Here is a 20040-nt window from a genome sequence, read left to right as displayed (position 1 = left end):
CGGGCGGCCGGACTTAGCATTAACCCGGTAAGAGCATTAAAATGCTTGATTGAAGTCATGAGATGCACTATTGTACATATACTCGATCCAATGTACGAAGGAGACATCCATGGCAGTCGCGCAATCAGCGGAGCAGGCAGGCGTCAACGGCACGGCCCCTGCGGGCCAGGCAGCGCCAGGCGCAGGACAGGCAGGGGCAGGGGCGGCGTCGGCTGGTCAGCGGGTCGATTACCGCACCGAGCCCGCCCGCTATAAACACTGGTCGCTCAAGTTCGACGGCGCGGTCGCGACGCTCGGCATCAACATTGCCGAAGACGGCGGTATCCGCGACGGCTACAAGCTGAAACTCAATTCGTATGATCTGGGTGTGGACATCGAATTGCACGACGCTTTGCAGCGTGTGCGTTTCGAGCACCCGGAGGTGCGTACGGTCGTGGTGACGAGCCTCAAGGACCGCGTGTTCTGCTCGGGCGCCAACATTTTCATGCTCGGCCTTTCATCGCATGCGTGGAAGGTCAACTTCTGCAAGTTCACCAACGAGACGCGCAACGGCATAGAAGATACGTCGCGCCACTCCGGTATCAAGTTCCTCGCTGCCGTCAACGGCGCGTGCGCCGGCGGCGGATATGAAATGGCGCTCGCCTGCGACGAAATCTATCTGGTCGACGACCGCTCTTCGTCCGTCGCGTTGCCGGAAGTGCCGCTGCTCGGCGTGCTGCCCGGCACCGGCGGCCTCACCCGCGTGACCGACAAACGCAAGGTCCGCCACGACCGCGCCGATATCTTCTGCACGATTGTTGAAGGGGTGCGCGGCGAGCGCGCGAAGCAATGGCGTCTGGTCGATGAAGTCGTGAAGCCGAACGTATTCAAGGAAACGGTGCAGGCTCGTGCGTTGGAACTGGCCGCGCAAAGCGACCGGCCGGCCGGAGCGTCAGGCATTGTGCTGACGCGTATCGAGCGCACGGACCGCGACGATGGACTGAGCTATGCGACCGTCGACGTCAGCATCGATCGCGCTCGCCGTACCGCAACCTTTACCGCAAAGGCGCCGTCGACGAATCCGCAAGCGGATATAGACGCAATCGTCGCGGCCGGCGCGCAGTGGTGGCCCTTGCAGTTCGCTCGCGAACTCGACGACGCCATCCTGTGCATGCGCACGAATGAACTCGATATCGGCACCTGGATCTTCAAGACCGAAGGCGATGCACGCAAGCTGCTCGCCGCCGACGCTACGCTTCTCGAGCATCGTGACCACTGGTTCGTACGCGAAACCATCGGCATGCTGCGCCGCACGCTGGCGCGTATTGACGTCTCGTCGCGCACGCTGTTCGCGCTGATCGAGCCGGGTTCGTGTTTCGCCGGCACCTTCGCTGAACTGGCCTTTGCTTGCGATCGCAGCTACATGGTGGCGTTGCCGAGCAACGAGGAAGAAGAGCCGGCGCTGACGCTCTCGGAAGCGAACTTCGGTCTCTACCCGATGATTACCGGCCAGTCGCGTCTCGGCCGCCGTTTCTACGACGAAACCGAGCCGATGAACGCCGCGCGCGAGCAGATCGGCCAGCGGGTCTTGCCGGTCGAGGCGGAGCGTTTGGGGCTGGTCACCGCGTCGCCGGATGACATCGACTGGGGCGACGAGATCCGTATTGCCATTGAAGAACGCGCGGCCATGTCGCCGGATGCGCTGACCGGGCTTGAAGCCAACCTGCGCTTCAACGGCGTCGAGACCATGGAGACGCGCATCTTCGGGCGCTTGTCCGCCTGGCAGAACTGGATCTTCAACCGGCCGAACGCAGTGGGCGAGAAGGGCGCCCTCAAGGTGTACGGCAAGGGCAGCAAGGCGCAGTTCGACCTCAATCGGGTCTGACGCGTCTTGCATCCCGCTCCCGCACACATCCAGCGCTCATCAACGTCACGGCCTTAAGGAAATAACCATGTCCACGATCAACTACAGCGAAAAGATCCCGAACAACGTCAATCTCGCCGACGACCGCACGCTGCAGCGCGCGCTCGAACAATGGCAGCCGAACTTCCTGTCCTGGTGGGGCGACATGGGGCCGGAAGGCTCGCCGAACTACGATGTGTATCTGCGCACGGCGGTGAGCGTGGACGCCGGAGGCTGGGCGCATTTCGATCACGTGAAGATGCCTGACTACCGGTGGGGCATTTTTCTCACGCCGGGAATTGCGGACCGGCAGATCAGTTTCGGAGAGCACAAGGGCGAGGCGGCGTGGCAGGAAGTACCGGGCGAACATCGCGCGAACCTGCGGCGGATCATTGTCACGCAGGGCGATACCGAGCCCGCGTCGGTTGAGCAGCAACGGCATCTGGGGCTCACCGCACCGTCCATGTACGACTTGCGCAACCTGTTCCAGGTCAACGTGGAGGAAGGGCGTCATTTGTGGGCGATGGTGTACTTGCTGCATCGCTACTTCGGCCGTGACGGTCGTGAGGAAGCCGAAGCATTGCTGGACCGTCGTTCAGGAGACGACAACAATCCGCGCATACTCGGTGCGTTCAACGAGCGCACGCCGGACTGGCTGGCGTTTTTCATGTTCACCTACTTTACGGATCGCGACGGCAAGTTCCAGTTGTCCGCACTCGCCGAGTCCGGCTTCGACCCGCTCGCACGCACGACCAAGTTCATGCTGACGGAAGAAGCGCATCATATGTTCGTGGGCGAATCGGGCGTTTCGCGGGTGGTCCAGCGCACCTCGCAGGTCATGAACGAACTGAAGACCGACGACGTCAACAAGATCCGTGCGGCGGGCGTGATCGACCTTGAAACCATCCAGCGTTATCTGAATTTCCACTACTCGGTGACTATCGATCTGTTCGGCGCGGATCATTCGTCGAATGCGGCGACCTTCTATAGCTCGGGACTCAAGGGCCGGTACGAAGAAACCAAACGCGACGACGATCATCAGTTGAACGGCCAGAGCTACAAGTTGCTGGACGTCCAGGACGGCAAGCTGGTCGAGCGCGAAGTGCCCATGCTAAACGCCATGAACGAAGTGCTGCGCGATGACTACATCAGGGATTCGGTGGCAGGAGTCGGACGCTGGAACAAGGTGCTGGAGAAGGCGGGTATCGACGTTCGGCTGACAGTGCCGCACAAGGCCTTCAACCGCCAGATCGGCACCTTTGCCGGCGTGCGCGTGGCGCCGGACGGCCGCGTGGTGAATGAGAACGAGTGGAAAGCGAACGAGGCGAAATGGCTGCCGACGCTGGAGGATCGCGCCTACGTTGCTTCGCTGATGGGACGCGAGCTCGAGCCGGGCAAGTTCGCCAACTGGATCGCACCGCCGGCGATGGGCATCAATCGCCAGCCAATCGATTTCGATTACGTGCGCTTCAACTAAGCCATTAGCAGGTGTGTCCGGGCCGCTACGCAACGCCGTTGCGGTTCCGGCGCAGCAGGAGACAACAATGAACGGTCCAGCCCCCATGGAAGTCCTCAGGCAGCATCTGATCGACCCGGAGATCTGCATTCGCTGCAACACATGCGAAGAGACCTGCCCGGTCGACGCCATTACGCACGACTCCAACAATTATGTCGTCAAGGCGGAGGTCTGCAATGGTTGCATGGCGTGTATCTCGCCGTGCCCGACCGGCTCTATCGATAACTGGCGAACGGTGCTGAAGTCGCAGGCGTACAGCATTGAAGAGCAGTTCACCTGGGACGAACTGCCCGCGCAGAACACCACGGCAAGTGTCGCGCCGGATACCGGCGCTGCGGCAGCGGCGGGCGCCAACGTAGCGGACAACGCTGGTGAAAGCTCGGATGGCATCGACGTGGATACGGTTCGCGGCTCGACGCTGCCGCCCTGGTCGGCGGCCAAGCCGTACGTGAACCTGTACACGCATAAGCTGCCGCTGGCGGCAACGGTGGTCGGCAACTACCGCCTGACCGCCGAGTCTGCCGAAAGCGATATTCATCACATCGTGCTGGATTTCGGGACGAAGCCGTTTCCGGTTGTCGAAGGCCAGTCGATCGGTATCCTGCCGCCGGGCACGGCGCAAGACGGCAAGGCGCATCACGCGCGCCAGTACTCCATTGCGAGCCCACGCGACGGCGAACGTGAGGGTTATAACAACCTGTCGCTGACGGTCAAGCGCGTCACGCAGGATCATCGTGGGAACGTTGCAGACGGCGTCTGCTCGAACTATCTGTGCGACGTGAAGAAGGGCGACAAGGTCAGTGTGATCGGTCCGTTCGGCAGTACCTTCCTGATGCCGAATCATCCTGACTCGCATCTGCTCATGATCTGCACGGGCACCGGGTCGGCGCCGATGCGCGCAATGACGGAGTACCGGCGGCGCAGGCGGTTGAAGGGCGCGACCGGCAAGCTGATGCTGTTTTTTGGCGCGCGGACCAAGGAGGAGTTGCCTTACTTCGGACCGCTTGTGAATCTGCCGAAGGATTTCATCGATACAAACCTGGCGTTTTCACGCACCGCCGGTCAGCCGAAGCGTTACGTGCAGGACGCGATGCGCGAACGCGCGGCGGACGTAGGGCAGATGCTGCGCGACGACAACACGTTTATCTACGTGTGCGGGCTGAAGGGGATGGAGGATGGCGTGCTTCAGGCGCTGCGGGATATTGCCGAGAAGCACGGCATTGAATGGGAGCCGCTATGGCGAGCGCTCAAGCGGGAGGGAAGGTTGCATCTCGAGACCTATTGATCGCCTGCCAAAATGCAGTGCTATGCATTGATTTGCCGAACACTTGACGCCCGCTTATGCGGGCGTTTTGCATTGATGTCCCGTGTCATCCACCAGGGTCGTCAAGATCACTGATTGATTCGATTCAAAAATCAATAACGTTAATTGAAAGAATAAATCAAAACTGTTTGCCGGGCGATACTGTCTCAACCCAAAAACAAAAGACAGAGACAAGATGAACCGACTCCTCCCAGGTGGCTGTCTTGACGCGGGCAGGCTTGCGCCCGGCACCTGAACAGTCCGGTATTCGCGGCCACGCGCGTACCGCCTCTTGCCTGGCCGACACCCCGGCCGAGTCATACAGCTTGAGTCATACAGCTTGAGTCATACCGAGATCCTTTAGCAGTCGTCATTCGACGCCCGACATCCCCTCGACGAAGGGGCGGGGAACCGCTTTGCATAAAAAAACCCCAATGGAGACAACGCGATGAAGAAGAGATGGATGTGCAGTGCCGCAGCATTGGCAATATCCGCGATGGCCGCCCCCTGCGCCTATGCGCAGAGCAGCGTCACGCTATACGGCATTATCGACGCCGGTATCACGTACTTCAGCAACCTCAACGGCCATGGGACCTTCGTGGCGAATGACGGCTCGATCCAGTCGAATCGGTGGGGGCTGCTGGGCAGCGAAGATCTTGGCGGCGGCGCCAAGGCTATTTTCCAGTTGGAGAATGGCTTTAATCTCTATAACGGCACCATGGTCCAGTCCGGCGTGCTCTTCAGCCGCCAGGCATGGGTCGGCCTGACGGATACCAGCCACGGCACGCTCACGCTCGGCAAGCAATACGACTTCTTCTGGGACAACCTCACGCAGTTCGCGATGGGCCAGTTCGCCGGGCAATACTCCTGGCATCCCGGCGATTTTGATCATCTCGCCGGCACCTTGCACATCAACAACGCGGTCAAGTACAAGTCGCCGACCTACTATGGTTTTTCTTTCGGCACCCTCTATGCGTTCCCTTCGCAATCCGTCTCAGCCGGGACCGGTCGCGTGATCGCGTTCGGCGCACGATACGACGGTGGTCCCTTCCAGGCAGGCGTTGCCTATACCGACACCCACGACCTCGGTCTGAACGGTCCGAGCCAGGCCGGTACCACGCTGTTTCCGAACTTGTCCGGCGCCCCGGTGATCGCCACGAGCGTCAGCACGATCGGCGCGGGTGCGAGCTACCGGTATGGACGCAGCCTCACACGGCTGCTTTTCACCGATACCCACTTCCGCATTGCCAACGACAACGGTTCAATGCCGACCTACGAGCTCAACGAGGTGTTCCAGTTGACCCCGGCGACAACCTTGATGGGCGGCTACTGGTACAGCAAGCTTGGCGAGCAGAAGTTCCAGAATGGGACGTTGCTGCTTGACTACGCGCTGTCCAAGCGCACGGACGTCTATACCAGCGCCACCTACTTGCGGGTATCGGGAGGAGCCGCGCCGGTGTTTCTCGGCGGCGGGTCGGCACCGGTGTTTTCAAACGGGATATATGTGGGCTCGGGAGATTCGTCGACCGCGATCCGGATCGGCATGCGTACGAAGTTCTGAAGCTGATGCAGTGAAAACCGCTCGACGTACGCACCGTGCCGTCGTGAAAATCAGTGCCGGCCTTTCGTCGAATCGATAATGCTCAATCGACGAAAGTCCCTGGTTTTGCCGGATCAGTCGGCCGGCCGTTTGTCGGCCAGCGCGCGCTTGCACTCATCGAGCACGCGCAACACCAGCTCGGATTGGTAGTTGAGGTCGTCGCTGTCGAGAATCTCTTCCACGGCATCGCGGGCCCAGTCGGCATCCACGAGTTCCGAGTGCCGCTGGGCGAGGTCGGCTGCAATGGCCGAGAGCTTCGCGATGGCGAGCCATTCAGCCTGGCGCTTGTGCCTGTCCAGCCACTTGTGAGCTGCTTGCACGTGAAAAGCCGCCGTAGGCCAGGAGCCGTTCAGATAATAAGCGCCCAGGCACCCGCAGGTGAGCCAGCAGAGCAGTTCCACGCGGTCGGTCGGGCTGAGATTGTGGCGTACATCGTTCATGGCGGAGCTCACGAAGATGATTGACGTGTGCCGGACGTTTTGATCCCGGCATGAAAACGATAGCACGCCACGGTGCAATGCGGAATCCTCCATTTCCGCGGTGCCGCGGCGTGTTCAGGGGCGCACCGACTCGGCGACGGATTGGTGCCCGAGAGCGGGACGACATTCGCCCGCCGCGGCGGGTGCGGCCTAACGCGTCAGGATGCCATCGCCGCTGTGATTTCCCCAAACGATGACTGCAGCCGGTCGATCTTTTCCCGCAGGTCGTCGAGCCGGTACGTGGCTTTGTCGGCCAGTTCCCGCACGCTTTCGAGCAGATGCTCGCACAAGGCGGAATGCTGGGCCGCCAGTGAATCGAACATCCTGGGCTCAGGTCTCCCCGATTGATCGGCTGCCGCCGGTCCGAGGTGATCAGGATGCGGTCCCCGTTGGGCCATCCTCATGCGTTCCGTCGCTGCGGCGAACTTCTCGACAGGACCGATGGCCGTCTGGATGGACGCATCGACTTCATCGAGCGCAGCTTTGAGATCGAGCGCGTTTTCTTCCATCGACAGGGTGAGGCCTTCCACCTTTTGCGGCGTCATGTAACCGCGCCTCGCGAGGGTTTCACTCGCCTGAACGATCGCCGCTGTAATCGCCGGGACCGCCTCTCTCTCGGTTTCAACGCGGCTCTTGAGGTCGGTGCACTCTGCAAGCACCTCATGGAAGGCGCTGAGATGTGTTTCGATCACTGGGGTAGTTGGCATAGTGATATGGACCGGTGGACAAAAATCCGACGCGATGACCAACGTAGTGCGGTCACGAAAGCATGACTTATGCCAATCAAGGCAGACGATCTGCTCGGAAAGTCGCTGCATGCTTCGACGTTATCTCGCAAAGGCAGGCAGAAGAAGGAACAATGGCGTTTGAATAGAACGCATTTCGGACACTAAGGCAATTTAAGTAAATTGTTCTTATCGAAACGTGCGACGCAAAATGAAACAAGAAAAAAATTCCGAATCAATGGGCCGAATCGTTTTCCCTGACGAAATAGACTTTCGATCCGTTGCCGCTTGAGCTTCAAATCTGCGTATCGATAAAACGTGTATCAGGAAGATTTATTTCGAGTTGAGAAAAACCAACCGTATCTGCCATCTCGCAATACGCGCTTCATTTGCATTCAGCGTGAAAATTATTCAAAGCGTAAGAACCTGACCACTCGCGTATTGCCCTGGATGCCTAATTGCGCGTTGAACTGAGGATTAGGGAAATCCGGGCGGAGCATCACTGTAAATTCTGACGCATTGGGAGGATTGGTGCCGAACTCACCACTGCTGGCGACCGAGTGCCGGTGCCGCGCGGGAGCCGACTGCCGGAAAAAGGCCCCGCGAGATGGCCGTCAGGAGATTAACGCATTGCTATATACCCTGTGATTTCAAAGGCGAAACGCATATCGATAAAGTCCGGCTTGATCTGCCGCATGGACATTCCTTTGCCGGGACGAAACCTGTGAACGAGTTCGTGGTTGAAAATCGAAATTCGAAACGAATCCGCGAATTAATAATGGATCAGGAAAGAGCATTTGAAATACATGTTCATTAGTCGGCTTCGTTCTCAATTCCGCAATGTCGCCCCTCAACGTGTCCCGTCATGGCTCGACGCGCTCGGGATAGTCCTGCGTTATCGTGTCCAAACCGTTATTTCCGCCGGCGGCCCTGGTGTTGCGCATGAGAACTCTCCAAACGCTTGCGCGACCAACGTGAAATGCGCAACGATCGTTCTCTTGAGGGTTCAACCGTCGCGTGCTACACCTGAGTCCCATCCGACCCACCATCGCCCAAGGAGGGGAAAATCAGCTATTCGAGCATTTGCCGGGTGAACCGCGGGGTGAACCGATGACGCAGCGTCTACGGGCAATCTGGCGGCTCGCGGTGCTGTTCATGCGGGAAAGCCGCGTGAAGTCCGCCGCCGACGCCCCAATCCATCGCGTCCTGCGCTCTTTCGCTGCGGGCGTGCGTTCCCGTGACGCAACCCGCCTGACCCAGCGAGTGCCGGTGTTGCAGAACCTGTCCGGCGTGCTGGGCACGGCGTCGGGTCTGCTGGCGCAACATCCGGGGTTAGCGGAGACAGCGGTGCGCGTCGCGCTTGCCGAGCTGGACGCGCTCAAGACGCCGCTGAAAGGCGCACCGCTGCGCCGGGCGCTGGAAAGTGCGCTGCCGCCGGGACGGGCTGCCGCGTTGATCGACGTGGAGTCCGAGCCCGAGTGCTGCGGCATCGCGCAGCAGACGCATCGCGCGCTGATCGTGCTGGACACGACTTCCCGCAGCGCCGGGAGCACGGCGCCGGTGGCCGCGCGCATCACGCTGATTCGCACCGATACACGTGCCGAACTTGCACAGGACCTGGACGTCGCGAACTCTGCAGCACGCCTGGCCGGGCGTTTTTCGCGTGAGGTTCGAGAGCAGAACGTCGGGGCCCTGATCGCCCGTCTGACCGAGTCGATTACCGGCATGCTCGACTTGCGCCAGCGTGCCGCCGATCAAAGTTTTCTGCGTTACCGGTTGCGCGAGGTGAACAAGGACTCGCGCGTTGTCGTGCCCGAGGTGCTCTGGGATTTTTGCAGCGATACGGTGCTGGTCACGCGCGCGGTGCGCAGCGTGCCGCTTACGGACACCGCCGCGTTGCGTGCCCACGGCCTGGACCCGACCCGATTGATGGCCACGTGGATCGAGGTTTTTTTCGAGACCGCGCTGGGCGAGGGCGTGTTCCACGCCGGTCTGGAAGCGGCCGGCGCGGCGGTCAGCATTGAACCGGATACCCTCGGGGCGCTCGTGCTCGACGGCGATTCGCCGCTCACGTTTTTCGCTGCCCACGAGCGCAGTTTCCTCGTTGCCGGGTCGCACGCGTTATTGCACGGCGATCACAAGGCGGCTGCCCGCGAGCACATGCAACATGGCCGGCCCGGCGAACACGAGCCGCAGCATGCGGTGCGGGTGGAAGCGACCTATCGGCGGGAGGCGGAGCGATTTGCCAGCGACGCCCAGCGCCACCGGACTGCCGCCGATCTCTTCACGGCGCTGAGCAAAGGGCCGCTGGAGCATGCGTTCGGCGACGCCCATACAGGCATCGCGTCTCGCGCGGCGTTGCTCGCGCGCTCGGTGCAGAGCATCGAGGAAACGGCGCGGCGGCTCGCACCGGATATCGATGTATGGTCGATCGCGCGCCGGGTGATCCTGCGTCTGGCGCTCGATCAGTTCAGCTCGCACGGCCTCGTCGCGCAACTGGCGAAGGAAGCCGTGCACTGGCCGCACGCGCTGCCGCGCGTGCCGAATCTGCTGCACGATTGGGTGATGCGGCAAAACCGCCGGAACGCGGATTCGCGCTCCGCGCGGTAGGGCGCACCGCGACCCTGTCAAAGCAAAAAAACTGGCCGCACCATTTGGTGCGGCCAGCCGCTTCCTGACTAAAGCCTACCCAACGCCCACCCAAACTGCCAGCCAGTCTGCAAAGCGCAACTTATCGCTGCCGTGCCCAGATCGCGCCAAGCACAAACCCGATTGCGCCCGCGACCAGCACGCCATTGATCGGCTTTGCAATCACCGCCTCGCGCACGTGGTCAACGGTCTCGCCGTAGTTGAACTGAAGCTTGCCGAGCACCTGGCGCACCTTGCCTTCGGCCTGCGTCGCCGTGTCGCCGGTCAGACCGCCGACCGCATCCTGCACCTTGCCCACGACGGTTTGCGCCGCGCCTTCTACCTGATCCTGCACCATGGTGCCTCCCGTTCCAGTTGAAGCGGTTTATCGAAGAATCCGGCGTACCGGAGCGTTTGTTTGAGCAGGGTTCGTGCCCAGGCGCGAGAACCGGGGGTCAAGCTGTGCCGATCAGACGCGTGACGATCTCGATGAGCGCATCGATGGAAAGCGGTTTCCGGTGAAATTCGAGGTGCGGGTGCGTGACCGCCGGGGTGCGCGCAGCGGCGCTGGAGAGTACGACGGGAATCTGCGCAAGGGTGTCATCGGCGGCGAGCGTGTGGCACAGCGCGACGCCGTCCATGGTGGGCATCATCCAGTCCGTGATGATCAGGTCGGGCGGATTTACGCGCACCGATTCGAGCGCCAACAAGCCGTTTGACGCCGTGCTGACCTCGTATCCTTCCATCTGGAGCACAAGCCGCCAGGTGGTGAGGAGGTCAAATTCATCGTCTACGACGAGGATCTTTTTCATGTCCGCGTGCCGGTGTCCTGGTCGGACAGTGTCAGCGGGATCGTGCCGCGCGCCGACAGCAACGTGCTGGTTCCAACGAAGCCATCCGTCAGATGCAAGCCCTTTTCATCGATGATGAAGCGGCGGATGGACGGATCGTGGGCGCTCTCGCGCTGCTTGATGACGGAGATGATGCGAAACAACGACGTGGTCGTCTCCACGTATCGCATCAACACGATGTTCTCGGTCATCGCCGACGCGCGGATCGAGCCCCCATGCGCCATGTCGGCATAAAGCGGCAACTCTTCGGTGAGCAGCGTCGTGACGCTTTCCTGGCGTAGCCGGTGCGTCAACGCGTTCAGGAACAGCCCGAACCGCTCCATCCGGTTCGCCGAATCGTGGAAACCTTCAATCCCGTCCACTACCAGCCGCGACGCGCCCGCGCGCTTCACCACGGAGATCAGCTCGGCTGCGAGTTCATCGATAGCAAGTTCCACCGCCGGCCGCCATTCGACGATCAGGCGTCCGTCGGCGACCGCATCGGCAATATGGATGGACACGGATTCCGCCTTGGCGACCAGCCGCTCCGGCGATTCGTAAAAACCGAAATACACGCAGCGCTCGCCGTTGGCCACGCCGGCGTCGAGGAATTTCAACGACAGCAGCGTCTTGCCAATACCCGATGGCCCGATCAGCGTGGTGGTCGACCCCTTCACCAGGCCGCCGCCGAGCATGGCGTCGAAGTCCGGCAGGCCGAACGATAGCTTCGTTTTAAGGTCCGGCGCACCTTCCAGCAGCAGCGCCCGCGCTTCCAGGCGCGGGAAGGTGACGAGGCCGTCGGCGGTGATCTTGAAGAAGTGACGTCCCAGCAAATGATCGCGGCCGCGTAGCTTATGCACTTCAATTTCGCGTGCGCGCCGCATGCCGGTCGCGAAGCGGTTGAGCTCGATCAGGCCATCGACGAGCGTGTGTTCCGGATGTGGCTCGTTGCCCGACAGCGGCGCGAGGATCAGCGTGGTGCAGCCCGCGGCTGTGACGAACGCGCTCAGTTCGTGGATGAACTGCGACAACTCCAGCTCTGTGGCACTGAATTCGCGGGCGCTGCGAAAACCGTCGATCACCATGAAACGCGGCCGGCTTGTCTTGATGGTCGAGGCGATCAAGGCGAGGAAACCGTTCAGTCCGTCGCGCATCAGTTCGTGGTAACCGGAGACGAACAGCATTTTGTCCGAGATAGCGTCGGCGTTGTAGAACGAGAGCCCTCTCAGATGCGACAACAGCTTCGAATGCGACTCTGCGATCAGCGTGATGTACAGCACCGTGTCACCCTCGGTCACCCGGTGAAATCCGATCTGCGTGGACAGGATGGTCTTGCCCGCTCCCGCCATGCCTTCGATCAGGTATAGGCCGCCCTTGACCAGGCCTCCGCCGAGTATGTCGTCAAGGCCGGGCACGCCGGTCGTCACGGCGGTCGGATCGGAATAGGTCTGGCTGGATGGAATTGCTTGGTCGGTCATGGATATCTCGAGTGCCGTCGTCTGGCCCGTGCGTGCATTGCGTAAAAACGGATTATCGCTGAGATGACGAACGATGCCGGCATGTGTAAATTTTTGTGGAGTCGTCGACTAAACCGCTGATTGAATCGAACAGGACCGGGAATCGTTGCCTGCGGGCGCCTGATTTGAAGGCTTGATCCAAGCCCCGACCGCGTAAATCCGGCGTCGATCCCGCATCACTCCCGAATCAATCCCGCGTCAATCCGATAGCGCCAGCACGTTTCGCACCCGGTCACGCTCCTGCTGCCTTGCTGCTGTTCCAACGCCTGGGCGAAGGCCTTTCGATGGGCTTGCACGACGCTCGCGATTGCCGTCACCGCGTCGGGCGCGGGTGAACACGTCGCATCGCCGGTCTGCTTGCCGATGATCTTGTGCTGGATCAACTGACTCGCAGAAGATTGAAACGATCAAGGCGATGCAGGAGAAATTCAGAACTTGCTCATGGTTCGGACGGCACGGAGATGGTCTCATTGTGTTTGGTCGCGAGCGCAGTCATTGGGTGCACGCAAACTTCTCTTTTGGTCCACGCCTGTCACGAGTACGCTGTTCAGCGGTTGTTCGCGCGCAGGCCTTTTTTGCGCGAGTCCTTCTCATGTCCTTGCATGTCCGTTCATTCCGTTCAGTTTTCGCGGCCGTCAGCCTGATTGCATTGGCTGGTTTGTTCCAGATCTCGCCGAGCATGGCGGCAAGCTCCGTCGACCCGGGCATCTACTCGGGCACGCCGTTCGTTTTCAAGGCGGATCGCGGAATCTTCTCTGCAGTGCCGACACAACAGGTTGACAAGCGTATCTTCTCGCCCACGAACTCAACCACCGGCACTCACGTTCCAACGTTCGTTCAGGATGACGTGCGCTTGCGTCACGATATATAAAGCACCGCAGAAATTCTGCAATGAAGTGTCTAACGCGTATGCGATGAGCATTGCATGAATCGCTTCACGAATCGTTTCAAACTGTCGAGTGTTTCAACCGAAGGGGCGACTTTAAAAAGCAGCCCCACGCATTTTCCGCTTTAGTTTTTCTATCTGCCATAATTCCGGTGCTTTCGAATTCTTAATTGCGTTCAACCCGGAAATTCCATGAACTCCAACAATACAACGAGAGGCGGGGCACTGGTCTTGGCATGGTTCGTCCTGTGCGGCGCAGCGTGTGCCGCCGGGCCCGCAGCGCCCATGCAAGGCAGTGCGCCGGCAGCCGATGCACTTGGCGATTCAGGCGCGCGCCGCAGTCTGCTGACCAACGGGGCAGCCGACGAGCCGCAGGCAACGGTGAATGGCAACGTCGCGGAACTGCAGCAAATGATCCGTGACGGAAAGGTAAAGGAATTGCGCACCACGTATAACGGCAGCTATGGTGCGAGCATGCTGTTTTACCCGATGAAATGACGTTCTATATTGCGTTGTTTCAGCAAAAGAAATTCTGGCGGGTGGTCAAGACTCAAGTGGATTCACGTGCAGAAACCATCTATGCGGACTTTGCAAAAAACAGCGCGGCGCTCGCCGATACCGAGATTCGCCGGACCAAGCTCGAAGCGGAGAAGAACTTTGCTGACCGGCTGATCGCGGTCCAGCAAGGGCGCGCGAATCGCTTGCAGGCTGACCTGGATGTCGCCCGGGCGCAGCAAAGCCAGGTGGCGGACCGGCAGGCGGAGCAGCAGGAAGCTATTCGTTCGCTGCGCGCGGAACAGGATGCCGCGCAGGCGCAACTGCGTGCCTTGCAAACCAAGGTGCAGGATCTTCAACGCCAGTCGGATGTCGACTTGATGCCGTTGCCGAAGTAAGGCGCATCTGACGGCCCGGACGTCGTCCGGGGTGTGCGCTTCGAACCTCCGCAGGTATTTCAAGCTTTGAAAAAGCGGCCGCATTCGCGGCCGCTTTTCATTTCCCGTACTGCAATAGCGCGCTAAAAGTTTTCCGATTGTTCACGTTTATCCGTTGTTTCGAAAATCACCCAAAAGTGTTTCATCAATTTGGAATTATCCACTTAGGAATGCTAGTTTTCACGTGCTAACATGCCGCGCGATTTCGGATTCCAGATCATTTTCAAGATCCGGATCGAAGGCTTGAGGCGAATAAGGTGGCTGTGAAAATCGGGTAACTGTCTGATGGCCCATCCAGTACGCATTTGTCTCGATATCTCAGTCACACTCAATTTACGAATGGTAAAAAAATGTCCAAGAAACTAATCTCTGCAGGTCTGTTGTCAATTGGCGCACTCGCCGGTTGCTCGACCGCGTCCGGCCCCACTTTCAACGCTAACGAGATCCAGACCGCCAATGGCGCGCAGGTTTATCGCGTGGAATGTCATGGTTTGTTTGAAAGCGTGGCGGCATGCGTGAAGCAAGCCCAGAAAATCTGCGGTGACAAGCCCGCGTACAAGCTTGAAACCATGGAACGCCTGCGCGCCACGTCTGAAGAGTCGGGCGATCCGCGTATCCTGACGTTCCAGTGCGGCGCGCCCGCTCAGCCGGAAGCTGCTCCGGCGCCCGCACCGGCTCCCGTGCCGCAAGCCGCACCGGAAATGCCCCGCCAGATCGACTTGAGCGGTGACGCCAACTTCGCTACCGACAGCGCTGCGCTGACGCCGAAAGCGGCCGACACGCTCGACGAGTTCGTGTCCGCCGCCCAGGGCGTGACGTTGCGGCAGGTCGTCGTTGCGGGCTACACGGATTCAACGGGTTCGGCTTCGCATAACCGCCAGTTGTCGCAACGCCGTGCGGAATCAGTGGTGCAGTATTTGAAGACCCACGGCCTGCGTTCGCAAAGCTACACGGCTCAAGGTTATGGCGCGTCGAACCCGGTCGCGTCGAACTCGACCGTTGCTGGCCGCGCAAAGAATCGCCGCGTCGAAATTCGCGTCAGCACGCAGTAAACCGAGCGGTAACCCATGCTGTGAGTCTTGACGTCCTGGACGTCGTTTCCTGGCGTCCAGAAGCGTAAAACCCCCGCAATCGCGTAGCGATTGCGGGGGGTCTTTTATGCTCTTCCACGCACTATCGGGCAGAGCGTTCAGAACAACGTGAGTTGCGCACGTCCCGGTCCGCCTTCAAGCGTCAGCAGATGTTGCTTGCGCTCAACGCCGCCTGCGTAACCGGTCAGTTCTCCATCGGCGCCTATCACCCGATGACACGGCACGATGATCCCCACGGGGTTGCGCCCGTTTGCTCCGCCCACTGCGCGCGATGCTCCCGCAGCCACGCCCATCCGGCGCGCGAGATCGCCGTAGGTCCAGGAGGCGCCGAACGGGATCTCTCGCAATGCCGCCCACACACGCTGCTGGAACGCGGTGCCATTGAGCCGCAACGGCACGGAAAACACGGTGCGCTCACCGGCGAAGTACTCGGCGATCTGCTCCTTCGCCACCACGATCGCGCGTGAGCTCGGCTGACCTGTTTCAACAAGACCCGCGGGGAAGTGTTTCTGCCCGACAAAAAACAAGCCCGTGAGGCAGTCGTCTTCCGCTCGATACGCGAGGTGGCCGAGCGGACTCGGTGCAATGTGGCATTCGATCAAGATATGTCTCCGGCCAATTTTTTTGCTGACGCTCAGATGAACGGATTATCCGTCTTGCCCGTTGGTTTCGGCGGTTCATCGGCGAGTTTCGTGGGTAAGCTTGCGTCGCTCTGCAACGCGTCGACGATGGCGTTCACCGCCTTTTGCAGCACAAGCGCAGCGGCCAGGCCGGTTTTGTCGCGTGCGATTTCCAGATCGCCGGAAATGGAGAGCCGCGCGGTGTCATTGGCGATCACGAGCGCGTCGCCATTGATGTTGAGTGTGTCGGTATCGTTGGCAAATGGCTTAAACACCTTTCAGTCCTCCAATGCGTTGGTCTTTCAGCGTGTCCGGAATGCCTGGAAATTGCAGCCCGCTCATGGCTTCCAGTTCACGGACCGTCTTGACCTTGTATTCGTTCGTCGGGGTGTTGTCGACCACGACCGCAAACGCCAGGTCGCGTCCGGGCAAGTACACCACCTTATACAACTGCGTGGGCACGATCACACGCGACTCCCCGATCGTCTGCAACTGCCGTCCGGAAAACAGCGGTCCGGTGACAACGTAGGCATCGCCGGATTGTTCCACCAGCCGGCGCACGGACTGTTCGATACGCGACCAGATGCGCCGGTTGTTCGACGGATTTTGCGGCACGACGTTCGCGAGCGAAAACGATTCCGCCATGCCCTTCTGGTCCCAGCGGTCACCGGCCGGGCTCATGTGGCCCCGATCGTAACCGCTTTTCTTGTAGTCCGAGAGCGTGGCGCTGGCGCCGGGCGGCAGTTTTTTATCGACGAAGAAGCGGTTGGTGCGGGTGTTGTCGCGGGCATCGTCCAGGTGTTCTGCGCTCAGGTGTTCCGCGGACCACAACGGACCGTGCGTCACACCTGAATGCAGGACGGCGAAGTCGGAATAACAAAGTTGCTGCGTTGAGGCGCGCATCTTCGCATTCGCGACAATGGGCGCGCGGCCGCCGGGGCTGAACTGCGGGCAGTCGCTTGCCGCGAGGACGTTGAGGGACACCGTGGCGCCCAGCGTGGCCAGCAACCCTATGAGCAGCGATGGGAAAAACGAAGCGAAGTGCTTGACGTGCTGGAAATGCGTGAGGCGGATTTTCATGCGGCGGGCGAGGTCGGGTTTCGTCGAGGCGCGAGTATAAGGCGCTCGCGTGCATCACGTGGCGACGAGATGGGTGGTATCGACGGTATTCATACTATCGGCGGCGAAAACGCACACGCGATAAAATTCCCCCGCCGTCGCATGGTGCATGCGTGCATCGTGGGGCCGCGACGGTCTCTGTCCGATTTGCTGGTTTGTTCTTTGTTTCCATTTGCGAGTTTCCGTGCCCATGACTCCGATCAGCCGCATGCTTTGCGCTGCTTTAGCTTTAGCCGTATTGATTGCATCGCCCGCATTTGCCGCCTCCACCGACGATGCCGCGGTCGCTTCATCTTCTTCTTCGTCTTCGGCGCCGTCCGACAACGACGGTCCCGTGTATGGCCCCGAACTCCAGGGCTTCGACTATCCGTATCCGGTCGGCCGCTTCGCGATTTCATCGCAGCGGCAAATCGTTCGCATGGCCTACATGGACGTTGCGTCCAAGCATCCCAACGGACGCACCGTGGTTCTACTGCATGGCAAGAATTTTTGCGCGGCGACGTGGAAGGAGAGCATCGATGTGCTGACCGACGCGGGGTATCGCGTGATTGCGCCGGACCAGATCGGCTTTTGCAAATCGACCAAGCCGGTGCGGTACCAGTACACGTTCCAGCAACTGGCGCGCAATACGCACGCGTTGCTCGCGGCGCTCGGCGTTAAAAAAGCGACGCTCGTCGCGCATTCCACCGGCGGCATGATTGCCGTGCGGTATGCGCTGATGTACCCGCAGGAGACCGAGCAGCTTGTGCTGGTGAATCCGATCGGACTGGAGGACTGGAAGGCGAAGGGCGTGCCGTCCATCTCGATCGATGACTGGTACACGCGCGAGTTGAAGACCAGCGCCGACAGCATTCGCAAATACGAGCAAGCTACGTACTACGCGGGTCACTGGGACGCACGTTACGAGCCGTGGGTGCAGATGCTGGCGGGAATGTATCGCGGGGCGGGCAAGGACGTCGTTGCGTGGAATTCGGCGTTGCTCTATGACATGATTTATACGCAGCCGGTCGTGTATGAGTTCGGGCAGATTACGACGCCGACCTTATTGCTGATCGGTGATAAAGATACGACCGCGATCGGCAAGGACCTTGCGCCACCGGATATCAGGCCGACGCTCGGCCGTTATCCGGAACTGGCCAAACATGCAGTGGAGGCGATCCCGGGTGCGAAGCTGGTCGAGTTCGCGGACTTGGGGCATGCGCCACAGATGCAGGATCCGCGCGCGTTTCATCAAGCCTTGCTCGCCGGGCTGGCGGCGCTGGGGAAGGGCAATTGAGAGGGGTTCGCCGGCTCGCGAAACCTGCCTGGTCAATGCCTCCTGTGAACGAAACTCCGGCTCCCTGATGAAGACTTTCCTTCTCTATGTTGTGACGGCCATCGCCGAGATCGTGGGCTGCTATTTCCCGTATCGATGGCTGAAGGAGGGCGGCTCGCCCTGGCTCCTCATCCCCGGTGCGCTGTCACTCGCCCTCTTTGCATGGCTGCTGACGCTGCATGCCGCCGCCGCCGGCCGCGTGTATGCCGCGTACGGCGGCGTGTACATCGCGGTGGCGATCATGTGGCTATGGGTGGTCGAACGGATTCGCCCGACCACCTGGGATCTCGCCGGCGTGGCGATCGCGCTGGCCGGCATGAGCGTGATCGCGTTTCAGCCGCGCGGGTGACGCGGGTGAGATAGGGACGCACAGGCGTCGAGTTGCTCAGGCCTCCAGCGCCAGCAACGCAAACGTCGCGAGCCAGTGCTCGCCCATGTAGTCACCTGCGACATGCGCGAGGCCCGCCGTCAGGTGAGCGTTCGCCGTGGCGTCGAGCAAGCCGATACGCACGTCGCCCGCCGGCAGCGCACGCGCGAGCGAACGCTGGCACCACGCGCGGCTGAGATTCAGGCCGTCGAGATGGGCCAGCTTGCCGTCGCTGCGATCCGTCACGGTGGCCGGCGTGAACAGCGTGGCGGGTTCGCCTGCGCCCAACCGGGGCAGGAAGCTGTCGAACCAGCCGGCGAATTCGGCTGCGGGCAACACTCGCCGCATCAACTCGGCTTCCATCAGCGACGACGACAGGAATTCATCGCCCCCCGGTTCCCACGCCTGGCAACCGGCATCGTCCAGATACCAGCGCCGCGCGGTATTGACGATCAGCGTTTCAAATGCCGTGTCACCCACTTGCCGCGCATAACCGATAGCCAGCGTCAGCGCGAACGCCGTATTGAAATGGGTGCCCACCCGCAGCGGATACGTCATTTTCGGCAGGTACTCTTCGAAACGCTCGACAAACGCGTGCGCAAGCGGCGCCAGCGCCATGGACCAGCGTTGGCCTTCGCCTGACTGCATCGAATGAAGCTGGCCGGCAAGTGCGAGCAGCCACGCCCAGCCGTACGGACGCTCGAAACCACGCGCCTCGGGACGCTGCAAATACGCGACTTCGGCGGCGACGTTGGCATGGGTGAAATGCGAGTCGATCAACGCGCGAATTGCCGGCGCTTCCGGCAAGGCAGGGAAGCGGTCGACAAGCCGCGCGATCAACCAGTAGCCGTGGACGCAGGAGTGCCAGTCGAAGCTGCCGTAGAAGATCGGATGGAGGGCGCGCGGGCCTTGGGCATCGGCTGCACTGCCCATTACGTGGTCAAGCTTGTTCGGGTATTCGCGCGTCAGGTGGCCAAGCGCGAGCCGGGCGAATTTCGACGCGAGGGCGGTGTCGAGCGTGTGATGGGTGTGATACGGGTGATCAGACGACTGCGGGCTCATGCGGTTCTCCAGAAAAACCAGGCGTCCGCAATTATGGCAAGACTTCCGCTCGCGGAACGCTTGAATGGAGAGCGTTCCGTCAGGCTCAAGGGGTTCATTTTCCACTGCATAGGGTAATTACCAGGGGCTTTCAGTTTTGTGGTTGTAAGTTTTGTTTGAGTTTTTTAT

At 60.6% G+C, this 20040-nt stretch carries 21 protein-coding genes and 1 pseudogene; 10 read left to right on the top strand and 12 right to left on the bottom strand.

The features are described from left to right. Positions 1–109: 109 nt before the first annotated feature. The 4 genes from boxC (at position 110) to ABH944_RS22610 (ending at position 6262) form a co-directional block, all read left to right on the top strand. Positions 110–1864 carry a 2,3-epoxybenzoyl-CoA dihydrolase gene (boxC, locus tag ABH944_RS22625; RefSeq protein WP_404608961.1) on the top strand — a complete coding sequence of 585 codons (1755 nt, stop codon included), beginning with the start codon at positions 110–112 and terminating at the stop codon, positions 1862–1864. 67 nt (positions 1865–1931) lie between these two features. Further along, a complete protein-coding gene (gene boxB / locus ABH944_RS22620; RefSeq protein ID WP_404608959.1) occupies positions 1932–3359 on the top strand; it encodes a benzoyl-CoA 2,3-epoxidase subunit BoxB in 1428 nt (475 codons plus the stop codon). 67 nt (positions 3360–3426) lie between these two features. Continuing rightward, positions 3427–4683, top strand: coding sequence for a benzoyl-CoA 2,3-epoxidase subunit BoxA (boxA, locus tag ABH944_RS22615; protein ID WP_404608957.1), 1257 nt, complete (start codon positions 3427–3429; stop codon positions 4681–4683). A 466-nt stretch (positions 4684–5149) separates the two neighbouring features. After that, on the top strand, positions 5150–6262 hold the full coding sequence (locus tag ABH944_RS22610; protein ID WP_404608956.1) for a porin: 1113 nt from the start codon (positions 5150–5152) through the stop codon (positions 6260–6262). Between the two features lie 113 nt (positions 6263–6375). Here the strand turns inward: ABH944_RS22610 and ABH944_RS22605 are convergent, their stop codons facing one another. The 3 genes from ABH944_RS22605 to pqqA all read right to left on the bottom strand — a co-directional run bounded on the left by ABH944_RS22605 (position 6376) and on the right by pqqA (position 8202). After that, entirely contained in the window at positions 6376–6741 is a 366-nt protein-coding gene (locus ABH944_RS22605) for a hypothetical protein (RefSeq protein WP_062090640.1), read from the bottom strand. Between the two features lie 197 nt (positions 6742–6938). Beyond that, positions 6939–7487, bottom strand: a complete 549-nt coding sequence (locus ABH944_RS22600; protein ID WP_404608955.1) for a hypothetical protein — start codon at positions 7485–7487, stop codon at positions 6939–6941. A 640-nt stretch (positions 7488–8127) separates the two neighbouring features. Further along, positions 8128–8202, bottom strand: coding sequence for a pyrroloquinoline quinone precursor peptide PqqA (pqqA, locus tag ABH944_RS22595; RefSeq protein WP_404609098.1), 75 nt, complete (start codon positions 8200–8202; stop codon positions 8128–8130). A gap of 413 nt (positions 8203–8615) precedes the next feature. Between pqqA and ABH944_RS22590 the strand changes: the two genes are divergently transcribed. Further along, the gene (locus tag ABH944_RS22590; RefSeq protein ID WP_404608954.1) at positions 8616–10115 is read left to right on the top strand and encodes an AarF/UbiB family protein; all 1500 of its coding nucleotides are present in this window, start codon (positions 8616–8618) and stop codon (positions 10113–10115) included. Positions 10116–10236: 121 nt separating this feature from the next. Here the strand turns inward: ABH944_RS22590 and ABH944_RS22585 are convergent, their stop codons facing one another. The 4 genes from ABH944_RS22585 to ABH944_RS22570 all read right to left on the bottom strand — a co-directional run bounded on the left by ABH944_RS22585 (position 10237) and on the right by ABH944_RS22570 (position 12863). Next, positions 10237–10491, bottom strand: coding sequence for a CsbD family protein (locus tag ABH944_RS22585; protein ID WP_404608952.1), 255 nt, complete (start codon positions 10489–10491; stop codon positions 10237–10239). A gap of 97 nt (positions 10492–10588) precedes the next feature. Beyond that, on the bottom strand, positions 10589–10945 hold the full coding sequence (locus ABH944_RS22580) for a response regulator (RefSeq protein ID WP_404608951.1): 357 nt from the start codon (positions 10943–10945) through the stop codon (positions 10589–10591). Beyond that, positions 10942–12441, bottom strand: a complete 1500-nt coding sequence (locus ABH944_RS22575; protein WP_404608949.1) for an RAD55 family ATPase — start codon at positions 12439–12441, stop codon at positions 10942–10944. Before ABH944_RS22575 ends, ABH944_RS22580 begins: the two co-directional genes overlap by 4 nt. A gap of 215 nt (positions 12442–12656) precedes the next feature. Then, positions 12657–12863 (bottom strand): hypothetical protein, encoded by a 207-nt coding sequence (locus tag ABH944_RS22570; RefSeq protein ID WP_404608947.1) that lies wholly within the window; start codon positions 12861–12863, stop codon positions 12657–12659. A gap of 209 nt (positions 12864–13072) precedes the next feature. Here ABH944_RS22570 and ABH944_RS22565 point away from each other — a divergent pair, with 209 nt between their 5' ends. The 3 genes and pseudogenes from ABH944_RS22565 to ABH944_RS22555 all read left to right on the top strand — a co-directional run bounded on the left by ABH944_RS22565 (position 13073) and on the right by ABH944_RS22555 (position 15350). Beyond that, the gene (locus ABH944_RS22565; RefSeq protein ID WP_404608946.1) at positions 13073–13351 is read left to right on the top strand and encodes a hypothetical protein; all 279 of its coding nucleotides are present in this window, start codon (positions 13073–13075) and stop codon (positions 13349–13351) included. Between the two features lie 207 nt (positions 13352–13558). After that, positions 13559–14259: pseudogene (locus ABH944_RS22560) on the top strand (DUF2968 domain-containing protein). 389 nt (positions 14260–14648) lie between these two features. Next, positions 14649–15350: an OmpA family protein gene (locus ABH944_RS22555; RefSeq protein WP_404608944.1), complete on the top strand. Its 702-nt coding sequence runs from the start codon at positions 14649–14651 to the stop codon at positions 15348–15350. Positions 15351–15487: 137 nt separating this feature from the next. On the opposite strand, the gene ABH944_RS22550 is transcribed toward ABH944_RS22555, so the two are convergent. From ABH944_RS22550 to ABH944_RS22535, 4 genes are read right to left on the bottom strand one after another with little or no spacing between them, the layout of a single operon-like run. Continuing rightward, positions 15488–15991, bottom strand: coding sequence for a methylated-DNA--[protein]-cysteine S-methyltransferase (locus ABH944_RS22550; protein ID WP_404608942.1), 504 nt, complete (start codon positions 15989–15991; stop codon positions 15488–15490). Between the two features lie 32 nt (positions 15992–16023). After that, positions 16024–16284 (bottom strand): hypothetical protein, encoded by a 261-nt coding sequence (locus tag ABH944_RS22545; protein WP_404608941.1) that lies wholly within the window; start codon positions 16282–16284, stop codon positions 16024–16026. Further along, positions 16277–17089, bottom strand: a complete 813-nt coding sequence (locus ABH944_RS22540; RefSeq protein ID WP_404608940.1) for a DNA/RNA non-specific endonuclease — start codon at positions 17087–17089, stop codon at positions 16277–16279. The genes ABH944_RS22545 and ABH944_RS22540 overlap by 8 nt, the downstream gene beginning before the upstream one ends. Before the next feature lie 54 nt (positions 17090–17143). Next, entirely contained in the window at positions 17144–17452 is a 309-nt protein-coding gene (locus tag ABH944_RS22535; RefSeq protein ID WP_404609111.1) for a hypothetical protein, read from the bottom strand. On the opposite strand from ABH944_RS22535, the gene ABH944_RS22530 reads away from it, so the two are divergent. Then, positions 17337–18404, top strand: a complete 1068-nt coding sequence (locus ABH944_RS22530) for an alpha/beta fold hydrolase (RefSeq protein ID WP_404609096.1) — start codon at positions 17337–17339, stop codon at positions 18402–18404. The two genes, ABH944_RS22535 and ABH944_RS22530, sit on opposite strands and share 116 nt — an antisense overlap. 67 nt (positions 18405–18471) lie before the next feature. Beyond that, positions 18472–18792 (top strand): YnfA family protein, encoded by a 321-nt coding sequence (locus tag ABH944_RS22525; protein WP_404608938.1) that lies wholly within the window; start codon positions 18472–18474, stop codon positions 18790–18792. A gap of 36 nt (positions 18793–18828) precedes the next feature. On the opposite strand, the gene ABH944_RS22520 is transcribed toward ABH944_RS22525, so the two are convergent. Further along, on the bottom strand, positions 18829–19872 hold the full coding sequence (locus ABH944_RS22520) for a DUF2891 domain-containing protein (RefSeq protein WP_404608937.1): 1044 nt from the start codon (positions 19870–19872) through the stop codon (positions 18829–18831). Positions 19873–20040: the final 168 nt, after the last annotated feature.

Source organism: Caballeronia udeis, from assembly GCF_044909315.1.
Classification (GTDB): domain Bacteria; phylum Pseudomonadota; class Gammaproteobacteria; order Burkholderiales; family Burkholderiaceae; genus Caballeronia; species Caballeronia udeis_A.
The sequence above is the reverse complement of the archived record's forward strand: the minus strand, read 5'-3'. Positions and strand labels throughout refer to the sequence as shown.